Annotated in this window: 18 protein-coding genes; 8 read left to right on the top strand and 10 right to left on the bottom strand. The window is 73.0% G+C overall.

Annotated elements, in window-relative coordinates; all coding sequences use genetic code 11:
* Window positions 1-134 precede the first annotated feature (134 nt).
* Window positions 135-941, bottom strand: coding sequence for a YcnI family copper-binding membrane protein (locus ACRAS8_RS17470; RefSeq protein WP_438486960.1), 807 nt, complete (start codon window positions 939-941; stop codon window positions 135-137).
* A 144-nt stretch (window positions 942-1,085) separates the two neighbouring features.
* On the bottom strand, window positions 1,086-1,955 hold the full coding sequence (locus ACRAS8_RS17465) for a hypothetical protein (protein WP_438486959.1): 870 nt from the start codon (window positions 1,953-1,955) through the stop codon (window positions 1,086-1,088).
* 269 nt (window positions 1,956-2,224) lie between these two features.
* Here ACRAS8_RS17465 and ACRAS8_RS17460 point away from each other — a divergent pair, with 269 nt between their 5' ends.
* Both ACRAS8_RS17460 and ACRAS8_RS17455 read left to right on the top strand, forming a co-directional pair.
* The gene (locus ACRAS8_RS17460; RefSeq protein WP_438486958.1) at window positions 2,225-2,704 is read left to right on the top strand and encodes an ATP-binding protein; all 480 of its coding nucleotides are present in this window, start codon (window positions 2,225-2,227) and stop codon (window positions 2,702-2,704) included.
* Window positions 2,705-3,035: 331 nt separating this feature from the next.
* A complete protein-coding gene (locus ACRAS8_RS17455) occupies window positions 3,036-3,698 on the top strand; it encodes an NADPH-dependent FMN reductase (RefSeq protein WP_438486957.1) in 663 nt (220 codons plus the stop codon).
* An 84-nt stretch (window positions 3,699-3,782) separates the two neighbouring features.
* Here ACRAS8_RS17455 and ACRAS8_RS17450 read toward each other — a convergent pair whose 3' ends face one another.
* From ACRAS8_RS17450 to ACRAS8_RS17440, 3 genes are all read right to left on the bottom strand, one after another.
* Complete coding sequence (locus tag ACRAS8_RS17450; protein ID WP_438486956.1) at window positions 3,783-4,037, bottom strand: PLD nuclease N-terminal domain-containing protein; 255 nt, start codon at window positions 4,035-4,037, stop codon at window positions 3,783-3,785.
* 80 nt (window positions 4,038-4,117) lie between these two features.
* Window positions 4,118-4,681, bottom strand: a complete 564-nt coding sequence (locus ACRAS8_RS17445; protein WP_438486955.1) for an HAAS signaling domain-containing protein — start codon at window positions 4,679-4,681, stop codon at window positions 4,118-4,120.
* Between the two features lie 20 nt (window positions 4,682-4,701).
* Window positions 4,702-5,055 carry a PadR family transcriptional regulator gene (locus ACRAS8_RS17440; RefSeq protein WP_438486954.1) on the bottom strand — a complete coding sequence of 118 codons (354 nt, stop codon included), beginning with the start codon at window positions 5,053-5,055 and terminating at the stop codon, window positions 4,702-4,704.
* Window positions 5,056-5,331: 276 nt separating this feature from the next.
* Here ACRAS8_RS17440 and ACRAS8_RS17435 point away from each other — a divergent pair, with 276 nt between their 5' ends.
* Window positions 5,332-6,237, top strand: a complete 906-nt coding sequence (locus tag ACRAS8_RS17435) for a hypothetical protein (protein WP_438486953.1) — start codon at window positions 5,332-5,334, stop codon at window positions 6,235-6,237.
* 233 nt (window positions 6,238-6,470) lie between these two features.
* On the opposite strand, the gene ACRAS8_RS17430 is transcribed toward ACRAS8_RS17435, so the two are convergent.
* A complete protein-coding gene (locus ACRAS8_RS17430) occupies window positions 6,471-7,808 on the bottom strand; it encodes a hypothetical protein (protein WP_438486952.1) in 1,338 nt (445 codons plus the stop codon).
* Window positions 7,809-7,832: 24 nt separating this feature from the next.
* On the bottom strand, window positions 7,833-8,966 hold the full coding sequence (locus ACRAS8_RS17425) for an SPFH domain-containing protein (protein WP_438486951.1): 1,134 nt from the start codon (window positions 8,964-8,966) through the stop codon (window positions 7,833-7,835).
* A gap of 299 nt (window positions 8,967-9,265) precedes the next feature.
* Here ACRAS8_RS17425 and ACRAS8_RS17420 point away from each other — a divergent pair, with 299 nt between their 5' ends.
* The 3 genes from ACRAS8_RS17420 (at window position 9,266) to ACRAS8_RS17410 (ending at window position 12,726) form a co-directional block, all read left to right on the top strand.
* Entirely contained in the window at window positions 9,266-10,927 is a 1,662-nt protein-coding gene (locus ACRAS8_RS17420; RefSeq protein ID WP_438486950.1) for an FAD-binding dehydrogenase, read from the top strand.
* Between the two features lie 77 nt (window positions 10,928-11,004).
* A complete protein-coding gene (locus ACRAS8_RS17415) occupies window positions 11,005-11,784 on the top strand; it encodes an SDR family oxidoreductase (RefSeq protein ID WP_438490515.1) in 780 nt (259 codons plus the stop codon).
* A 300-nt stretch (window positions 11,785-12,084) separates the two neighbouring features.
* Window positions 12,085-12,726 carry a TetR/AcrR family transcriptional regulator gene (locus ACRAS8_RS17410; protein WP_438486949.1) on the top strand — a complete coding sequence of 214 codons (642 nt, stop codon included), beginning with the start codon at window positions 12,085-12,087 and terminating at the stop codon, window positions 12,724-12,726.
* Between the two features lie 39 nt (window positions 12,727-12,765).
* Here ACRAS8_RS17410 and ACRAS8_RS17405 read toward each other — a convergent pair whose 3' ends face one another.
* Window positions 12,766-14,235, bottom strand: a complete 1,470-nt coding sequence (locus ACRAS8_RS17405; protein WP_438486948.1) for an aminopeptidase P family protein — start codon at window positions 14,233-14,235, stop codon at window positions 12,766-12,768.
* A gap of 166 nt (window positions 14,236-14,401) precedes the next feature.
* Window positions 14,402-15,940, bottom strand: a complete 1,539-nt coding sequence (locus ACRAS8_RS17400) for a PP2C family protein-serine/threonine phosphatase (protein WP_438486947.1) — start codon at window positions 15,938-15,940, stop codon at window positions 14,402-14,404.
* Between the two features lie 765 nt (window positions 15,941-16,705).
* Here ACRAS8_RS17400 and ACRAS8_RS17395 point away from each other — a divergent pair.
* Entirely contained in the window at window positions 16,706-17,416 is a 711-nt protein-coding gene (locus ACRAS8_RS17395) for a bifunctional DNA primase/polymerase (RefSeq protein ID WP_438486946.1), read from the top strand.
* A 222-nt stretch (window positions 17,417-17,638) separates the two neighbouring features.
* Window positions 17,639-18,196 carry a hypothetical protein gene (locus tag ACRAS8_RS17390; RefSeq protein ID WP_438486945.1) on the top strand — a complete coding sequence of 186 codons (558 nt, stop codon included), beginning with the start codon at window positions 17,639-17,641 and terminating at the stop codon, window positions 18,194-18,196.
* A 237-nt stretch (window positions 18,197-18,433) separates the two neighbouring features.
* Here the strand turns inward: ACRAS8_RS17390 and ACRAS8_RS17385 are convergent, their stop codons facing one another.
* Window positions 18,434-19,426: a DUF5926 family protein gene (locus tag ACRAS8_RS17385; RefSeq protein WP_438486944.1), complete on the bottom strand. Its 993-nt coding sequence runs from the start codon at window positions 19,424-19,426 to the stop codon at window positions 18,434-18,436.
* Window positions 19,427-19,498: the final 72 nt, after the last annotated feature.

Below are 19,498 nucleotides of genomic sequence, written 5' to 3'. Positions count from 1 at the left end.
CCGATGGGTGTACGGGGTTCGGGGTGTGCTCGTCGGGACGCCCGTGGAGAGCGTCGGTCGGGAAGGTCGTACCGGGGGTGCCGGACCGGTGCGTGGGGTGCGCCGGTCCGGCCGGGTCCGGTGGTGGGGCGCGGTCAGGCGCCGCGGCGCCGGCCGGCCAGTACGCCGAAGGCGACGCCGGCGATGCCGACGACGATCCCGGCCACGCCCAGCACCCGCGCGGTGGTGTCGCCGGTGGCCGGCGCGGCGGCCGCGGTGTCGCCCCGGGCGCCGTTCTTGCCGTCGCCGGACGCGTCGCCGCTGCCCTGGGCGTCGGCCGCGGTCAGCTTGAGCACCGGCGCCGGGTTCTCCGGCTCCGGGCCACCCGGCTTGGTCGGCTCGATCCAGCGCACGACCTGGTTGTCGGAGTACGTCTGGAGGGCCTTGAAGACCAGCTGGTCGGTGTCGCTGGGCAGTTTGCCGACGGAGAGCGGGAACTGCTGGAACTGGCCGGGCGCGATGCCCTTGTCCTCCGCGGTCCAGGTGATCTTCGAGGGGGCCTCGTCGATCTTCTCGCCCTCCATCTCCAGGGGCTTGGCGAGCTTGGACTTGGTCACGTCCACCTTCCAGCCGGGCACCGGCTCCGGCATGACGGACGCCAGCGGACGGTCGGTCGGCAGGGAGACCTCGACCTTCACCGTCGAGGCGTTGTCGCGCTCGTTGGGCACCTTGATGTCGACGGTGGCGAAGCCGCCCTTGGGCGCGGTGCCCGGCTGCACGGTGACGTGCGCGAAGGCCGGACCGGCCAGCAGCAGCACGCTGCCGGCCGCGATCCCGCCGAGGACGGGGAGCCGGCGGACCAGCCGCCGCGCGGACGACGAGGACGACGAGGGTGCCGAGGACGCGGACGAAGGTGACGGTGTGCCGACCGAAATCTCTGACATACCGGACTTCTTGGTCATGGTGAAACGCTCCATGGGGAGACGGAGGGAGGGGTGAACGACTGCGGGGTGGGATGGCGGTACGGCCCTGGCCGGGCCCGCGCACGCTGCCGCCGCGCGCCGCCGTCCGTCCCGTTCTTCTCCGGGAGCGTGCTGCGCGTGGGGTCAGACCGCGGTGGCCAGGAGGCCGAGCCGGCCGGCGACCGGCGGGCCGCGCCGTACGACGCTGTGGTGGAGCGCCGGATCCCGGGGGCCGGGCCCGTCGCCGCATGCCGAGGGGGCGCGCCGCCCCTCCTCCTGTGCCGCGCCGAGCGCCGTGAGCAGTACCCGCACCAGCGCGAGCGACCGGCGCACCGCGCCGACCAGCGCCCGCGCCGCGAGCTCGCGCGCCGCCGGGGCGGACAGCCGCACCAGCCGCCACAGGGCCGCCTCGCCGCGCCGCAGCAGCCAGCCGAGGCCGACCGCGGCGAGCAGGTGCCCGAGCAGCATGGGCAGCGACGGCGCCAGGCAGTGCGCCATCATCGGGGCGCCGGCACCGCTCATCGGGTGCCCGCCGGCTCCGCTGACTCCTCCGGCCAGCCCGGCGCTCCCGGCCAGGTCCATCCCGCCGGGGCCGATCAGCTGCCGCGCCGTGCCGCCGTCTAGACGGACGCCGTCCAGCCCGCACGTCATGTGCCGGGCCAGCGCGACCACCGCCTGGTCCGAGAGGCCGGACGGCTGCGACGCCTGCGATGTCTGTGCGGAGAGCACCGGCATCGGGTGCTGGCCCATCGAGAAGAGCGTGTGCAGCGCCAGTTGGCCGACGGCCAGGCCGGCCGCGATACCGGGCAGCGAGCGCTCCCGGCCGGCCAGCGGGACCGCCACCGCGAACACCGCGACCGCGGCCAGCCCCAGCGTCCACAGCGGGACCGCGGCCCACGACGCGGCCATGTGCCCGGCCGCGGACAGCATGACGCAGGCCGCGGTGAACACCGCGGCCCGGAGCAGCCGCAGATCGGCGGCCGCCCGCGCTGTGGGGACGGAGGGGGCAGTCATGGCGGCCGCCATCATCCCACTGCCCCTCTTCGCCGCGTACGGCAGGGTTTCACCGGCTACGGCGCGGGCCGGGTCACGGGGCGCCCACCAGGGGCGTCCGGAGTCCCGGGGCGGGCGCGCGGAGGCGTGCACCCGGCACCTCGCCTACACCTGTGCGCTCACTCTTCGCATCCGCCGAATGAGCGGCATCACGTCCCGGAGATGCTTACCGACCTTGCGGCCCGGCAATACGTATCGGTATGTCGAGCCGTGGCCAGGAGGCAGGAGCGATGAGCATCTGGTGGACCCTCCATCTGCGGCGTGAGCCCGCGAGTGTGCCGCTCGCCCGGCGGTTGCTGCTGGGCGCGATGGAGACCGCCGGCGTCGACCCGGACATCTGTTACGACCTCTCGGTAGCCCTTTCCGAGGCGTGCGCCAACGCCGTCGAGCACGGCGGCGACGCCACCGACGACTACCGCGTCACCGCCTACATCGACGGCGACACCTGTCGTATCGAGGTCACCGACTCCGGCCCCGGTTTCCACGGCGCCCCGCCCCATACCACCGCGGACCGCGCACTGCCGCAGGTCACCGTCCCAGCCCCCGCGCAGGCCCCCGGTTACGCCGAGGACGGCCGGGGGCTCTTTCTGATCGAGGCACTCACCGACCACGTCCAGTACCGCAACCGCACGGGCCGGCGCGGCGCGGTGGTCAGCTTCGACAAGATCCTCAAGTGGCGCGAGGGCGCACCGCTGTTGATGGCGTCCTGAGCGGGCGGACCAGGAAATGGCCTATGACCTGCTGAGACCCACTGAGCTGGGTTGATTGAGCGGCGCCCGAGCGGACCGCCGCGGACTGCGCGGACGCTGCGGACGGGGCGCCTCGGCGCGAGGCTCGTGCCGACGTGCGCGAGCCGAACGCCCTACTGGTCTTGGGGTTCGCTGCCTGGAGGCTTCGGTCGTTGGGGTGGTCGGACGCCCGCGACCGGGGCGACGCTGCCGGTGCTCCCAGGAGACGCCCGGAAGGCCCACGTCCTGTCGCGGGGCCGCCGCGCCCGGACCAGACTGCTCGCGGGAATCCGCGAGCAGGAAGGACCTGGCCATGGCCGACGGGACCCGGCCCGGACCGCTGCGTGTGCTCGTCTTCGGCGCCGCCCTGCGCGCCGAGTCGAGCAACGCGCGCCTCGCCTCGCTCGCTGCCCGGATGGTCGCCGACACCGGCGCCACCGTCGATCTCGCGACGATGCGCGACTTCGACATGCCCCTGTACGACGGCGACGTCGAGACCGCCGAGGGGCTGCCCGCGGGCGCCCTCGCGCTGCACCGGCGGATGGAGGAGAGCGACGCGCTCGTGATCTCCTCCCCCGAGTACAACGCCTCCGTGCCCGGAGTGCTCAAGAACGCCATCGACTGGGTCTCCCGCATCCGGCCGCAGCCGTTCAAGACCAAGCAGGTGCTGCTGATGTCCGCGTCCCCCTCGATGGTGGGCGGCAACCGGGGGCTGTGGTCGCTGCGGATCCCGCTGGAACACCTGGGCACGCGCGTCTACCCGGACATGTTCAGCCTCGCCAGGTCCTACGAGAGCTTCACCGAGGACGGTTCGCTCGCCGACTCGGGGCTCCAGCAGCGCCTGGCGGAGACCGTGACCGCGTTCCTGAGACTCGTCGAAGCGGACACGCGGTACGTCTGCCTGCGGCGCCGCTGGTACGAGTTCCTGGGCGACCGCACCGAGGCCCCGGTGACCCAGCGGGCGGAGGACGGCTAGCCGCAGGGGGGCGCCGGACCCGTTCCTCCGTGGGCTCGGCACAAACCGGCCGCTCTTTCCAAGGGCTTCAGGGCGCTTGGGCCCTCAGGCGACGCCTGGCCGGCGCTGGGCGTCGCGGCGGCCGACGAGGAACCAGAGCAGGCACCCGAGGAAGGGGGCCACCAAGGCGAAGACGAGCCAGACCAGCTTCATCCCGCCGGTGAGGTCGGACCTGACGATGCTGAGCAGAGCGCCGAAGAAGAACGCGAGAGCGCCAAGGGCCACAGCGGCTCCTGCGCAGGCGATCATGATGGTGCCCGTAGGGGCGAGGGCTATCTGGTGTGCGAGCTGCGGGTGCATCGTTCTCTCCTCTTGCTGGTGGGGGGTGAGGGGCGCGTCGGGTGTGTGGGTGGTGGTAACCGGCAGCAGGTAAGCCCCTGTTACGCCGGGCGGCTCGCCGTACGCAGCAGATGGACGTCGACGGCGGCCGGGAACAGCGGGACGGCCAGGAGGACCGGGATGAACACTCCGAGCCCGAAGTTCAGCATGCCCCTGGGGACCACGAACTGCGCCACCACGAACAGCAGTGGCACGAGGGCGGCCGCCGTCCCGATCGCCTTGTCGCGGTTGCGCCACTGCGGCGCGGTCCACAGCCACCAGAGCGCGCCGATCAGGACGGGGAGGCCCAGCAGGACCTCGAAGACCGTCAGAGGGCCGGACACCGCCAGCAGTCCCAGCAGGGCGAGGGTGCGTCCTCGGCCGGTTTGCGGAGCCGGGGGCTCCTCGCCGAGGGCGGTGACCGCGATCGTGCGCGGGTCGCCGAGGCGTGCGAGGACGGCGCGGATCTCGTCGTCGCCGGAGGCCGACTCCTCCGCGAGGGCCACCGCTATGTGTTCCTCCAGGTCGGCCAGCAGCTCGTTGCGGCGTTCCGGGCTCAGGTCGGCCGTTTCCCGTGCCACGGCGGCCAGGTACTTCTTCACCAGCGGGTGGTCGGTGATCGTCATGGTGGTCTCCTGGCCTCCTGCTAGTCGGTGATGAAGTGGTCGACCGCGTCACGGAAGTGCGGCCAGATCGCGGCGAACTCCTTCAGTGCCGCATGCCCCGGCGGTGTCAGCTCGTAGTAGCGCCGGGGCGGCCCGCTGGGGGACTCCTGCCAGCGGGTCTCCACCAGCCCGTCACGGCGCAACCGCGACAGCAGGGGATAGATGGTCCCCTGGCTCGTGACCATGACGTTGACCGCGCCGAGGGTTTCGAGCAGCTCCACGCCGTAGCGCGGGCCCTCACGCAGGATCGCGAGCACGCAGTACTCCAGTACCCCCTTGCGGAGCTGGCTCGCCGCTTTGCCGGCGACGGGCTTACCTGCAATGTCAGGTTCCATGCATTGCACAGTACCGATTGTCTCCAGCCCTTCAAAGGTGAGAGTGGCTCTCCCCGCTGTCGCAGCGGGAGAGTGCGGGTGGCGCCGGCTGCCGTGTGGGGTGTGTGACCAGGCAGGCGCGCCGCGGACCTGCTCCGGGCGCCACGCCCGCGCGCCTCACGGTGGCTGAAAAACGGTCCTACGGTGCGAAACGGCGGGCCGGTAGGGCGAGCTGCCGGCATGACGGGAGCGCGCTCGGGGCCCGCGTCGCGTCCACACCTCGGGAGGAGTACGGCAATGACAGCGAATCTGGTCAGCCTCTTTGTCGGGTCGACGACGGCCCAGTTCTCCACCTCGACCTCGCCGACCGGCATATTGACGATCACCGACGGGAATTTCTCCCCCAACGACACCACCTCGCCGGTGCAGGTGACCGTCGCTCTTCCGCCGTTCACGCGGTGGAACGGGGTCCAGCCGGCCGGCCACGCGATCACGGCCCTCGCCACACCCAGCGACTGCGCCTGTCCGCAAATCCTGCGCTACACGGACCAGGACCACCACCACGGGGGCGAGAAGACCTCGGTGAACATCGGGCTCAACCTCTGCCTGCCGACCAACAGCCCGCTGCCCGCCCAGATGCCCAATGGCGCGGTGAACGCGGTGCCGACCGGCAACGACCTCTGTACCGACCTGTCGCGGAGCATGGGGGCGCTAGCCGCGGTGGTCCCGGCGCAGCCCTCGACGCCTCCCCCCGGGTCCAACCCGGTGGACCTCTACTTCGTGCACTCCACGGCCACGCTGCTCGGCACGCAGACCCCCAACGTGACGCAGTTCCAGCTGTTCAACAACCTCACCGGGGGCAGCCTGCCCACCACGGCAACCTCCAAGCTGTGCCTCCTCGTCGGGCCGTACTACCACGTCTCCACCCTGCCTCCCGGGGGGACGTTCATCCACCAGCACCAGGACTTCGCCGACTACGACATCGTCCAGGTCACGGTGCCGCCGGCGTTCACGAACCCGTACGTGGTGTCGCTCAGCATCCAGGCCGGCACCTACACCGGGCCGGACGGCAATACGCACTCCGGCCCGGACGGGCCGCGTAACTCGACGGCGACCTACACGCCTTCCGGCAACGACTTCGACGCGAACTCCAGCAGCGTCGCCCACCCCGTGTCCCAAATCGCCCTGGACCAGCTGTCATAGGGGCGACCGTTGGCCAACTTGACTGAGAACAGCGCCTAATGGCTTCGCAGTCCCCCGCGCCTGAGTCCCACCGCATGCCGCGGCACGGGAGTGGCCAGCCAGTCGGGACCCGCCACGCTGACCTTCGCGTAGCGGCCCGCGCCGCGACCGGGAGCCTCGCCGCACTGCGGTGGGGCTCCTCGGCGGCGCCGGGCCCGGCGCGGCGCCGGTCCGTCAGTGGTGGTGGCGGTCCGTCAGTGGTGGTGGCGGCCGAAGACGACCGCGAGGGTCACCACCACCACCGCCAGCAGCAGCACGGCGAAGGCGATCTTCACGGGGCTGTAGGGGCGGTCGCCGGTCACCTCGCCGGTCTCGGCGTTGACCATCACCTGCCACTGCTTGCCGTTGTAGACGTAGGACGCGAACCACACCGGGAGCAGCAGGAGCTTGTACGTCACCGACCCGTAGGACGTGTCGACCGAGTGCACCCGCTGCCGGTCGCCGCCGATGTCCTTCCGGACGTCCTTGTCGATGACCTTGGCCATCTTCTGCCGGGCGGTCTCGAAGCCGGCCTCCGGCTCCACCTCGTACCGCAGCGTCCGGAAGCCCGCCAGGTACGCCTCCTGGTACGCCACCGCCTGCTTCAGCGGCCAGGGCTCCAGGGCCTCCAGGCGTTCCTGCGAGACGTGTCCGACGCCGGGGACCAGGACGTCGTCGAAGAACCGGTTGACCGTGCCGCCGACGTGGTACCAGCGGACCTTGGTCTCCTTGTCGTCGCCGCTCCCGACGGTGTACTCCTCGCCGCGCTCGCCGCGGTAGGAGGACGTGGTCGCGGCGTCGTACGTCCAGTGCGGTACGTACGTCCCGTGCAGGGTCTCCGCCGTGTTCACCTTCTTGAGGCTGTTCGGCGCGAACCAGCGGGATTTGGCCCACTTGCCCAGATTGTCGTGCACGGCGCGCTTGTCGACCCGGAAGGGCACCAGGCCCTCGGGAACGATCCGGTCGGCGGCGGCCGAGGCGACCATGGGCGTGGCGCAGAACTGGCACCGGCCGGAGAGCGCGCTGGTCTCGTTGGTCGCGCCGCAGCCGGGGCACTTGAGCACCTGGCCGCCGGCCGCCGTCGGCTTGGGCGCCAGGGACGCCAGCTCCTCCCAGGCGTGCTCCCGCACCTCGCGGTTGACGGGGGCGATGGGCTGCTCGAAGCGGCAGTTCGGGCAGCGCAGGGAGTTCGTCCCCGGGGCGTACTCGGCGGTGGAACCGCAGCTCGGGCACGCGTAGGACTGCGGCTGCTCGGGCTGCTGCGGAGCCTGGCCGGACTGCTGCTGAGGCGGCTGCTGTTGATACGGCTGCTGCTGGTACGGCGGCGGGGGCGGCTGCGGGGAGGACTGCGGCGGCTGCGGCGGCTGCGGCGCCTGCTGCGGGTACGGCTGTTGGGGCACCTGCGGCGGGTACGGCTGCTGAGGCGGCTGCTGCTGGTACGGCGGCTGAGGCTGTTGTGGATAGGGCTGCTGCTGCGGATAGGGCTGAGGCTGCTGCGGATACGGCTGCTGGGGCTGGTAGGGCTGCTGCGGCTGATACGGCTGGTAGCTCACGGGGACACGGCCTCCTGGCGTGGGTCAGACCTGCGGCGGCAGCGGCGGCGGGGTGGCGCGGAAGTACGAGGCGAGCTCGGGCACGTTCTCCACCGGCTGCCACGCCGCCATTCCCTCGCGCCAGACGAGCATGCCGGACCGGATCGCACCCGACTCGATGTGCCCGGTGAACGTGGCGTGGTCGTACGGGCCCTGCTGCTGCCCGTTCACGGCCACATGCCACTGGTACTGCTGCTGGCCGGGCAGCGGCGGCGGGGCGGCCGCGCCGCCGGGCGCCGGAGCGGCGGGCTGCTGCGGCTGCCGGCCCTGCTGGGGCGCGAACGCCTGCGCCATCTGCTGCCCGGCGGCCATGCCCAGCCCCAGGCCGATGCCCTCCCCGGCGCCGCCCGGGTTGTTCGCCGCGTCCCGGATTGCGTCTGCCGCCTGGAGGCGCGCGTAGTTGTCGACGTTCCCGAGGATGCCCATGCGGCTGCGGGCGTCGATGGCCTGCTCGACCTCGGGCGGCAGCGAGATGTTCTCGATGACGAACTTCGGGATGGACAGGCCGTGCGACGGCGCCAGCTCGTCGGTCAGCGCCTTGGCCAGCCGGTCGCCCAGCTCGGCCTGGCGCGCGGCGAGGTCGAGCATCGGGATGCCCGCGCCGGCCAGCAGCGTGCCGAGCCGCCCCACGATCAGCTGCCGCAGGTACTCCTCGACCTCTTCGGTGCGGAACTGCGGGTCGGTGCCGGCGAGTTCGGTGATCAGCCGGGCCGGGTCGGTCACCCGCGTCGCGTAGCCGCCGAAGGCCCGCAGCCGCACCATGCCGAACTCCGGGTCCCGCACCGTGACCGGGTTCTGGGTGCCCCACTTCAGGTCCGTGAACTGCCGGGTGGTGACGAAGTAGACCTCCGCCTTGAACGGCGAGTGGAAGCCGTACTTCCAGCCCTGGAGCGTCGCCAGGATCGGCAGGTTGCCCGTCTGGAGCTCGTACATGCCCGGCGCGAAGACGTCCGCGATCCGGCCCTGGTTGACGAAGACGGCGGCCTGCGACTCGCGCACGATGAGCTTGGCGCCCATCTTGATCTCGTTCTCGTAGCGCGGGAAGCGCCAGACGAGAGTGTCCCGGCTGTCGTCGGTCCACTCGATGATGTCGATGAATTCGCCGCGTACGCGGTCCATGAAGCCCACGCCAGGTCCCCCCAGTTCTTTCCGGCCGCCCGGCCGGGCCGCTGCCGGCGGTGACGGGCACGGAATCCGTCCGCTCAGATGTCCACGTCATAGTAGAAGCCGGACCCGGGGCCCGGTGCGGTGGTGTGGACGACGCCCGCACCCGTGGTCCTTGTTGCGGCCCCGGCGCATCGGATACGTTCCTGTATCGGTTGTTACGGACATGGACGCGACAAGCCGTCGGCCGGGGCGGGGCGGCCGCCGCGGAACCGTGGAGGAGCTCCCATGAGTCAGCGCAGCGAGGTGGCCGGATGAGTGAGGACGCCGACGTCATCGTCGTGGGAGCGGGGCTGGCCGGGCTGGTCGCCACCTACGAACTCGCCCGGGCCGGGCGCCGGGTGCTCGTCGTCGACCAGGAGAGCGCGGCCAACCTCGGCGGCCAGGCCTTCTGGTCGCTGGGCGGGCTGTTCCTGGTGGACAGCCCCGAGCAGCGGCGGGCCGGCATCAGGGACTCGCCGGAACTCGCGCTGTCCGACTGGCTGGACTCGGCGGCCTTCGACCGGGACCGCGAGGACCACTGGCCCCGGCAGTGGGCACAGGCGTATGTGGACTTCGCCGCGGGCGAGAAGCGCCGCTATCTGTACGGCCTCGGGCTGCGGCTGACCCCCACCGTCGGCTGGGCCGAGCGCGGCGCCGGCCTGGCGACCGGCCACGGCAACTCCGTCCCCCGCTTCCACCTCACCTGGGGCACCGGCCCCGAGGTCGTCCGGGTCTTCGCCGAGCCGGTGCGGGCCGCGGCCGAGCGCGGGCTGGTGGTCTTCCGGCACCGGCACCGGGTCGACGAGCTGATCGTGGAGGACGGGGCGGTGGTCGGCGTGCGCGGTACGACGCTGGTGCCGTCGGACCGGCCGCGCGGGGTGGCCTCCTCGCGCGAGGCGTCGGGCGAGTTCGCGTTCCGGGCGCAGGCGGTGGTGGTGACCTCCGGCGGTATCGGGGGCAACCACGAACTCGTACGGAAGAACTGGCCGGTGGACCGGATCGGCCCCGCCCCCAAGTCCATGATCACCGGGGTGCCCGCCTACGTGGACGGGCGGATGCTGGAGATCACCGAAAGGGCCGGCGGCTCCCTGGTCAACCGCGACCGGATGTGGCACTACACCGAGGGCATCAAGAACTGGGACCCGGTCTGGCCCGACCACGCCATCCGGATCATCCCCGGCCCGTCGTCGCTCTGGCTGGACGCCACCGGCCGCCGGCTGCCCGCGCCGCTCTTCCCCGGCCACGACACCCTCGGCACCCTGCGCCACATCGTCCACACCGGCCACGACCACACCTGGTTCCTCCTGACCCGCTCCATCGTGGAGAAGGAGTTCGCGCTCTCCGGCTCCGAGCAGAACCCGGACATCACGGGCAAGGACCTCAGGCTCGCGCTGGCGCGGGTCAAGAAGGGCGCGCCCGGTCCGGTCCAGGCGTTCCTGGACCGCGGCGAGGACTTCGTCGTCCGGCGGACGCTGCGCGAGCTGGTCGCGGGGATGAACGCCCTGGAGCCGTCGACTCCCCTCGATTACGCGGCGGTTGAGCGGGAGGTGCTGGCCCGGGACCGGGCGGTGGCGCACCCCTACTCCAAGGACCTGCAGCTGATGGCGGTGCGCAACGCGCGGCGGTACCTGCCCGACAAGCTGACGCGGGTCGCCCGGCCGCACCGGCTGCTCGACCCGGCGCACGGCCCGCTGATCGCGGTCCGGCTGCACGTGCTGACCCGTAAGACGCTGGGCGGGCTGGAGACCACCCTGGACTCGCAGGTGGTCCGGGCGGACGGCACTCCCTTCGACGGGCTCTACGCGGCCGGCGAGGTCGCCGGCTTCGGCGGCGGCGGGGTGCACGGCTACAACGCGCTGGAGGGCACCTTCCTGGGCGGCTGCATCTTCTCCGGCCGCGCGGCCGGGCGGGCACTGGCCCGGAGCCTGGGGTGAGCGGCCCGGCACCGGACGCCGGGAGCCCGGAGGGCACCGGCGGCGGCCGCACCGGAAGCGGGCACGGCCGCACCGCGCTGGTGACCGGCGCCTCCTCCGGGATCGGCGCCGCGGTGGCCGCTGTGCTGGCCGCCCGCGGCTACCGCGTCCTGGGGACCAGCCGCGACCCCGCGGCGCTCGCCGCGCCGCCGCCCGGCGTGCGCTATCTCCCGCTCGACCTGGCGGACGACGCGTCCATCGAGGACTGCGCCGCCGCGGCGGGCCCCGTCGACGTGCTGGTCAACAACGCCGGGGAAAGCCAGAGCGGCCCCTTCGAAGAGCTTCCGATGGCCGCGGTCCGCCGCCTCTTCCAGCTCAACGTCTTCGGCGCCGTCCGCCTCACCCAGCTCCTCCTGCCCGGCATGCGGGAGCGCGGCCACGGCCGGGTGGTGATGATCGGCTCCATGCTGGCCAGCTTCCCGCTCGCCCACCGCTCGTCCTACGTCGCCTCCAAGGCCGCGCTCAAGGGCTTCGCGGACGCCGCCCGGCGGGAGGTGGCGCCCTACGGCGTGGCGCTCACCACCGTCGAACCGGGCTCCATCGCCACCGGCATCAGCGCCCGCCGCACCCACTACCTGGCCGACGGCTCGCCGTACACCGACGCGTACCGGACGATGCTGGCCGCCCTGAACGCCAACGAGGCACACGGCATCCCGCCGGAGAAGGTCGCCGCCACCGTCCTGAAGGCGATCGAGGCGGCTCGGCCGCGCCCGCACTACGCGGTCGGCAGCAACGCCCCCGCGGTCTTCCTGCTGCGGCGGCTGCTGCCCGGCACGGCGGTGGAGCGGATGGTGGCGCGCAGACACGGGCTGCGCTGAGCCGGCACCGACGATCCGGCACCGGCGATCCGGCCCGTATCACGGTCCGGCCCGTGTCAGGCGACTCGGAACATCCCGAACAGCCGGGAAAACGGCCGGAATTGGCCCTTGAAGATAATGGGCTGCGCGGTCTCGCAGGAGGAGGACCTCCCCCGCGGCGTCCCCTTTCCGGCGAGACCCGCGCGGCACCACGACTAACGCGAGGTTGCTCGCGTTAATCTGCTCCTGGACAATACTTGGCCAGAACCCGCACTGCAATCCACGCTGCCATCCGTCAACGACCCCCGTAACGGAGCCGCCGTGACAACCGCGCACCAGGCCCCGGGCGAGACCCGACCCGGGGGACGCACGGCGCGTACCCGCCGCGCCGTGCTGACCGCCGTCTCCGAGGAACTCGCCGACGGCGGCTTCGCCGCACTGACCATGGAACGGGTGGCCCAGCGCTCCGGGGTGCACCTCGCGACGCTCTACCGCCGCTGGCGCAGCGTCGACAAGCTCGTCTGCGAGCTGCTGACGGAGATGAGCAACGACATCCCGCTGCCGGACACCGGCAGCCTGCCCGGCGACCTGCGGGCGCTGGCGGACGCCATAGAGCGCTTCTACCGTTCCGCCGGGCCCCGCCGCGTGCTTGAGGCGGTGGTCGCCGCCGCGGCCCGCGACCCCCAGGCGGCCACCGCGCTGCGGACCTTCTTCGACGAGCGGCTGACGCTGGCCGGGGCGATGGTGCGCCGCGCCGTCGCACGCGGCGAACTGCCCGCGGACACCGACCCCGAGGCGGTGCTGGCGGCGCTCGGCGCGCCCTTCTACTACCGCATCCTGATCGCCCGCCGCCCCGTGCAGCCGGGCCTCGGCGCGTCCGCCGCCACCGCCGTGTGGGCCGCGGCCCGCGCCGGCGCGTACGCCCTCGGGGAACACGACGGCGCGCCGGGGCGGGAGGACTGAGCCACCCGCCCCGGCGCGCCGTTCACCTACGCGTGGCGGTTACTTGCCGAGCAGCTCCGCCATCCACGCCTCGACCTCGTCGGACCGGCGCGGCAGGGCCGCCGACAGATTGCGGTTGCCGCTCTCCGTCACCAGGATGTCGTCCTCGATGCGGACGCCGATGCCGCGGTACTCCTCGGGCACCGTCAGGTCGTCCGCCTGGAAGTACAGGCCGGGCTCGACGGTCAGCACCATGCCGGGCTCCAGCGTGCCGTTGACATAGCTCTCGGTGCGGGCCGCGGCGCAGTCGTGGACGTCCAGGCCGAGCATGTGGCCGGTGCCGTGCAGGGTCCAGCGGCGCTGCAGGCCCAGCTCCAGGACGCGCTCCACCGGGCCCTCCACCAGGCCCCACTCCACCAGCTTCGTGGCGAGCACCCGCTGGGCCGCGTCGTGGAAGTCGCGGAACGAGGCGCCCGGCTTCACCGCCGCGATACCGGCCTCCTGGGCCTCGTACACCGCGTCGTAGATCGTGCGCTGGAGGTCGGTGTAGCGGCCGTTGATCGGCAGGGTGCGGGTGACGTCCGCGGTGTAGAGGCTGGTGGTCTCCACGCCCGCGTCCAGCAGCAGCAGCTCGCCGGAGCGGACCGCGCCGTCGTTGCGGACCCAGTGCAGGGTGGTGGCGTGCGGCCCGGCGGCGCAGATGGAGCCGTAGCCGACGTCGTTGCCCTCGACGCGGGCGCGCAGGAAGAAGGTGCCCTCGATGTAGCGCTCGCTGGTCGCCTCGGCCTTGTCCAGGACCTTGACCACGTCGGCGAAGCCGCGCACCGTCGAGTCGACGGCCTTCTGCAGCTCGCCGATCTCGAAGTCGTCCTTCACCAGCCGGGCCTCGGAGAGGTACACCCGCAGCTCTTCGTCGCGCTCCGCGGTGACCTTGTCGTGCAGCGCCGCCTCGATGGCGGCGTCGTGGCCGCGGACGACCCGGACCGGGCCGGTGGCCTCCTTGAGCAGGCCGGCCAGCTCGCGGACGTCCTTGCAGGCGATGCCGAGCAGCGCCGCGGACTCGTCGAGGCTGTTGCGGCGGCCGACCCACAGCTCGCCCATGCCGTTCAGCCAGAACTCGCCGTTCTCGCGGTCGGAGCGCGGCAGGCGGTAGAGCGTCTCGTCGTGGCCCTCGGCCCCGTCGGCTCGGGGCTCCAGGACGAGCACGCTGCCGTCGGTCTGGTCGCCGGTGAGGTGGACGTACTCGGTCGCGGCCCGGAAGGGGTACTCGGTGTCGTTGGAGCGGGTCTTGAGCACGCCCGCGGGGATCACCAGGCGCTCGCCGGGGAAGCGCGCGGAGAGCGCGGCGCGGCGGCGGGCGGCGTACGGTGCCTGCTCGGTCGGCTCCAGGCCGCGCAGCTCGGTGTCGGCCCAGCCGCTCTTCATGTTCTCGGCGAGCTCGTCCGAAACGCCCGGGTACAGGCCGTTCTTGCGCTGCTTGATCGGCTGCTCTTCCTCGTCCGGAGTCTCCGGAGTGAGCTCGTCGGTCACCGTGCCTCCTTTTAAGGCTTTTCAGACTGAACCGCATTCCATCGTAAGTGCGAGCGGAAATCGGTCCAGGGTCCGGAAGCCGTGACCTGCGCGGCACCCCTTGCCCCAGGGGGTGGACGCCCCGCGCCCACCCCCTGCGACCTGCGGCGATGCCGCCCGGAGGGACCTACTCCTCGAAGTACGCGGCGAGCAGGACCACGTCCTCCTCCGAGGCGGGGTCGTCCAGCCCCTGCGGCAGCATGGCCCGCACGATGTGGTCCACCACCGCCTCCGGGTCGCTCCGGCCGGCCCGGGGGACGCCGGCGGCCGCGGAGTGCAGACGGGCGAAGGCCCGGTCCATCGGCTCACCGGTGCGGTGCAGCAGCCCGTCGCTGTAGAGGAGCACGGTCTCGCCGCGGGCCGGCTGGATCTCCACACTGGGCGCCTCCCAGCAGGCCAGCATGCCCAGTGGCGCGGAGAGCGAGGTCTCCACGAACTCCGCCCGCAGGTCGCCGAGGATCAGCGGCGGGCAGTGGCCGGCCCCGGCCAGCACCATCTTGCGCGGCGCCGGGCCGCCCATCCCGGCCGGCACCGGCGGCGCGGGCGCCCCGGCCGCGCCCGGCGCCGGCTCGGTGAAGGCGAACAGCGCGGTGGCGCTGCGGGCCGGCTCGGTCAGCCGCATCAGCAGTTCGAGGTCGGAGAGGACCGCGACCGGGTCCTCGCCCTCCATGACGGCGTAGGCGCGCAGCGAGGCCCGCAGCCGGCCCATGGCGGCCACCGCGCTCGGCCCGGACCCGGTGACCGACCCGACCGCCAGGCCCAGCGCGCCGTCCGGCAGCGGCAGCGCGTCGTACCAGTCGCCGCCGCCGCGCGGCCCGGTGGCATGCCGCACGGCGAGCCGGACGCCGGGGATCCGCGGCAGCCTGCGGGGCAGGAGTTCGTCGCGCAGGGTCCGGGCGTCGTGCCGGCTGCGGTGGAGTTCGAGGAGGCGGGCGAGGTGCTCGGCGGCGTGGGCGCGGTAGAGGCCGACGAGGTGGCGGCGGCGGTCGCCGGGCTCGGCGGGTTCGTCGTAGAGCCAGACCGCGGCGCCGAGCCGGCCGACCGGGCCGGCGGTGAGCGGTACGGCGTAACTGGCGGCGTAGCCGAGGCGGGCGGCGACCTCGCGCAGGCGGGGATCGAGGTCCTTCTCCCCGGGGATGTCCGGCTCGGCGATCTCGGTACGGGCCTCGGCGTCGTCGCCCGCGCCGGGCTCCGGCAGGCCGTCCAGTATCCGCGCGTACGACAGCGCGCGGCGCGGCACGGTCTCGATGTGGCCGATCTCGGCGCGGCCCAGGCCCAGGCCGACGGTGGTCTCCGGGCCGAGTCCGTCCTGCGGTGCCAGGACGACCAGTCCGCGGCGGGCGCCGACGAGGAAGGCGCCGGCCCGCAGGAGTTCGCGGAGGGCGTCCTCCAAGGTGCGGGTGCGGGCGAGCTGTTCGGTGAGGTCGTGCAGGGTGCTGAGATCGGAGATCCAGCCGGCCAGCCGGTCCTGGACGGCGGCGATCCGGTCCACGGGGGAGACGTCCGCGGGGTCCGGTGCGGTGGGGTCGGAGCCGTCCTCGGGAGCGTCGGCGGCGCCGGACGGGTCGTCAGTGGAGGTGCCGGAGGCGGGGTCGCCGGATGCGGGCGCCCCGCGAGGGTCGGTAGTGTGCGCGGGAGAAGGAAGAGCTGGTTCGATTCCAGCCACTTTCGGTACGTGGGGGGCGCTCATGGCCGACGACCCACGTCGCGCCCGGCAAAACCCCAGGTCAGGCCGCGATGTGGCAGGGAGTGCGGCTTTTTGTTGAGTGATGTTGTGCGGTATGGCTGTCCGCTCAATTTCCTCAATAGCATCGCAAACCCCCATGTCATGCTGCTCCGCTATCAATGCCTCCACATGTACACGCACCAGCGATGTGATGTCCAGCACTGTCCCTTTGGGGTTTGTGGTGTCAACGAGGTCCGCAGATTGGCCTGAAAAAAGCCCCCCGAGCGTCAATTTGAGGTCTCCTGGCGGCGATCAGCAGCGCGTCATATCCACCGTGGCGGGTACGTACTCGGGTAGGTGCGGGGGTAGTTGGGGCCGCACCGGAACTCTCCGGCCGGCACCGGCGTCCTATACGGCGACCACCGCGACGCACTCCCCAGTGGCGGGATGGCACCACCGGAAGCGCAAGCGCCATGCGCGCGCCACCCCCCGCCACGTTCCACGCCCGGTGTACGGCGTGATGCGCTGCCTCGTACACGCGGTGACCAGAGCGCCGCGTGGGGTGATCGAGCGCGAACGGCCTCCGGGTTGCACGACCGGGCCGGCCGGCCACAACCGCACGACCGGGCAGCAGCACCACCCCTACCGGCCCGGAGCAGCAGCACCACCGCAGGTGCGAACGACACGCACCAACAAGCTCATCGGCATGCAGTGCGAAGTACGCGAAGGACCAGCCCTCGGCGTAACGGAAAGGAACGAGCGCTCATGCGCGAGATCCTCGGAAGGCGACGCAAGCCCCTGTTCCGGCGCGGCGGGAGGTCGGCGCTGCTCGGTGCGGCGCTCCACTGCGCCACCGCGTGGCAGTGGCCGGTCCTCCCGGGCGTCGGACTGCGCCCCGCCGGCCGGCAGCAGGCCGTCGGGCGGCTCGGCCTCGGCGAGCGGGTGCCCCGCCGCTGCAACTGCCCCGACCCCGACTGCGTGGTTCCGGGCGCGCACCCCTTCGACCCCGGGCTGCTGGCGGCGACCACCGACGCCCGGATGGTGCGCTGGTGGTGGAGCAACCGCCCGGACGCCCCGGTGATCCTGGCGACCGGCGGCCGGGCGCCGTGCGCGGTGAGCCTGCCGGCCGTCGCCGGGGCCCGCGCGCTGGCCGCGCTGGACCACTTCGGCGTCCGCACCGGCCCCGTGGTGGCCACCCCCACCCGCTGGTCGCTGCTCGTATCGCCGTACGGCCTACCGGAGTTGGGGGAGCTGCTCAGCTCGCGGGACTGGGTGCCCAGCTCGCTGCGGTTCCACGGCGAGGGCGGCTACCTCGTGCTGCCGCCGTCCCCGACCGGCGCCGGCAAGGTCCGCTGGGAGCGCCCGCCGGCGTCCACCCGGGCCGTGCCCTGGCTGCCCAAGGTCGCCACGATCGTCGACGCGCTGGTGACGGCGAGCGCCGGCAGCCCCGACGGCGGCAGCCGGCTCGCGTACTGACCCGCCGCCCCGCGCAGGTCCCACGGGTGGCCGGAAAGCGCACCTCTCCGGTTCACCCGTAAGGGTGTGAGCTGCCCCGTACCTACGGGAATCGCGTGTACGGGCACCGGGTGCCGCCCCTGCCGCCCGCTAGGTTCGACATATCGCCCGCCATGCCGCGGACGGTACATCCTTCGCATCTCTCAGCTCCCCCGCATACCTCGTCACTCGCAAGTGGGTCCCATGCAGCGTGCGCGGATTCTCCGCCTGACCGGGCTCGCCGGCACCGCCGTGCTCGCCCTCGCCGTCCCCCTGGCCGCCGCGACGGCGGGCCCGGCGGACTCCCTCCTTCCGCCCGGCGCCCCGGAACCCTCCGGCTCCCCGGCCGCACCCGCGGCCGCCGGCCCGCTCACCGACCTCGGCCTCCCCCTCCTCCCCGGCCCCGCCCGCACCACCCGCTGCGGCCCCGAACTCACCGCCCGGGAACGGATCACGGCCCAGACCTGCGTACTCACCGAGGGCGGCCGCACCTGGGCGCGCACCTTCTTCCGGAATTCCTCGGGTGACCCGGTGCGCGCCGCGTTGACGCTGCTGCGTCCGGACGGCCGGAGCGTCCAGGCGGACTGCGTCGTACCGGCGGGCGGGGTGCCGGGGGTGTGCGAGACGCCGGGCGGCCCGACGGTGCTCGGCGCGCGGCTGCCGTACGGCGCGGTGGCGGAGTTCTCGGACGCGGCGGGGGAGCGGCTGCTGCTGCGCTCCAGCGGCAACTGGGCGCCGGGCGGCGGGAGTTCGGGGCGCTGAGGGCCCGGCCACGACGGGGCGGGCAGGCCGGTGCCGCGCGACGGCATCCGGACATGGAAGCGCCCGGTCGCTGGCGACGGGGGATGCACCAGCGACCGGGCTCTTAGAACCGTAACAAGAGATCGGCGGTTCGCAAATTCGATCGTGGAATTCCGGACGCGGATTCACCGTTGAGCACGGGGAGTTGCGCCGGATTCTGTGACGGGTGTCACGATCAAGATCGACTTGGTCCGGCGGTCAGCTCAGGGTCACCTGACGGTTGGTGAGACCGGCGCGGGCCCGACGCTCCTCGGCGGTCAGCGGGGTGTCCGTGGCGAGCGCCTTGGCCAGCCGCTCCTGGAAGGCGGCGGCCGGTCCTGCGACCTCGTCGGCGCCCATCGAGGACGGCAGGTCCCACACCGGCACGACGAGGCCGTGCGCCCGGAAGGAGCCCACCAGCCGGGTGCCTTCGCCCAGCGAGGAGGCGCCGGCGGCGTGCAGCCGGGCGAGCGCGTCGAGCAGCTGCTCCTCGGGATGCGCGGTGACCCAGCGCAGGTGGTTCTTCTCCGGGGCCTCGCACCAGTACGCGCCCTCCAGGCCGGGAATCCGGGCGGTCGGGATGGCCGCGGCGTTGGCCCGCTCCAGGGAGGCGGCGACCTCGCCGGTAGCGTTCTCCGCGTTCTCCACCCAGAACTCGAAGCCTGTGTGGACGGTCGGCTCAAAAGGCGCGTCCGGATCCAGCAGGTCCTGCAGGCGCGGGCCGTCGAGGGGGGCCCGGCCGGCCGCGACCGGGTGGCCGGGCTCGGTGGCCAGCGCCCGCTGGAGGGTGTCGGCGAGGTCCCGGCTGATGTCGCCGGAGGGCGTGTCGTTCTGCAGGCCGAGCAGCACCGCGCCGTTGTCCCGGCGCAGCGCGGGCCAGGCCATCGGGAGCACGGTCGCCAGCGTCACCGACGGGACGCCCTCGGGCAGGCCGCCCTTGAGCGTCAGCGGCGCGGTCGCGGCGGGTACCAGCTCGCGCAGCGCCACCCAGTCGCACTCGCCGGACAGCCCCTCGAAGGGGCGCCGTACCAGCTCGGTGACGGCGTGCGCCGCCTGCCGGCCGTGGCACGCCTTGTAGCGGCGGCCGGAGCCGCACGGGCAGGGCTCGCGGGCGCCGACCACCGGGTAGGAACCCTCGGTGGCTGCGCCACGGGCGCCGTCCTTGATCTGTACTGCTGCGGCCCGGGGCTGGGGACGGCGCTTCTTGGCCATGGCGACGGTGTCTCCTGGTGGTTCCTGGTCGTACGGACGCGTTCCGGCGCGAGCCTAGAGGAGACCGGCGCC

It is taken from the genome of Streptomyces sp. S186 (assembly GCF_051603415.1).
Lineage (GTDB): Bacteria > Actinomycetota > Actinomycetes > Streptomycetales > Streptomycetaceae > Streptomyces.
Note: the sequence above shows the minus strand (reverse complement) of the source record. Positions and strands in the feature narration are given on the sequence as shown.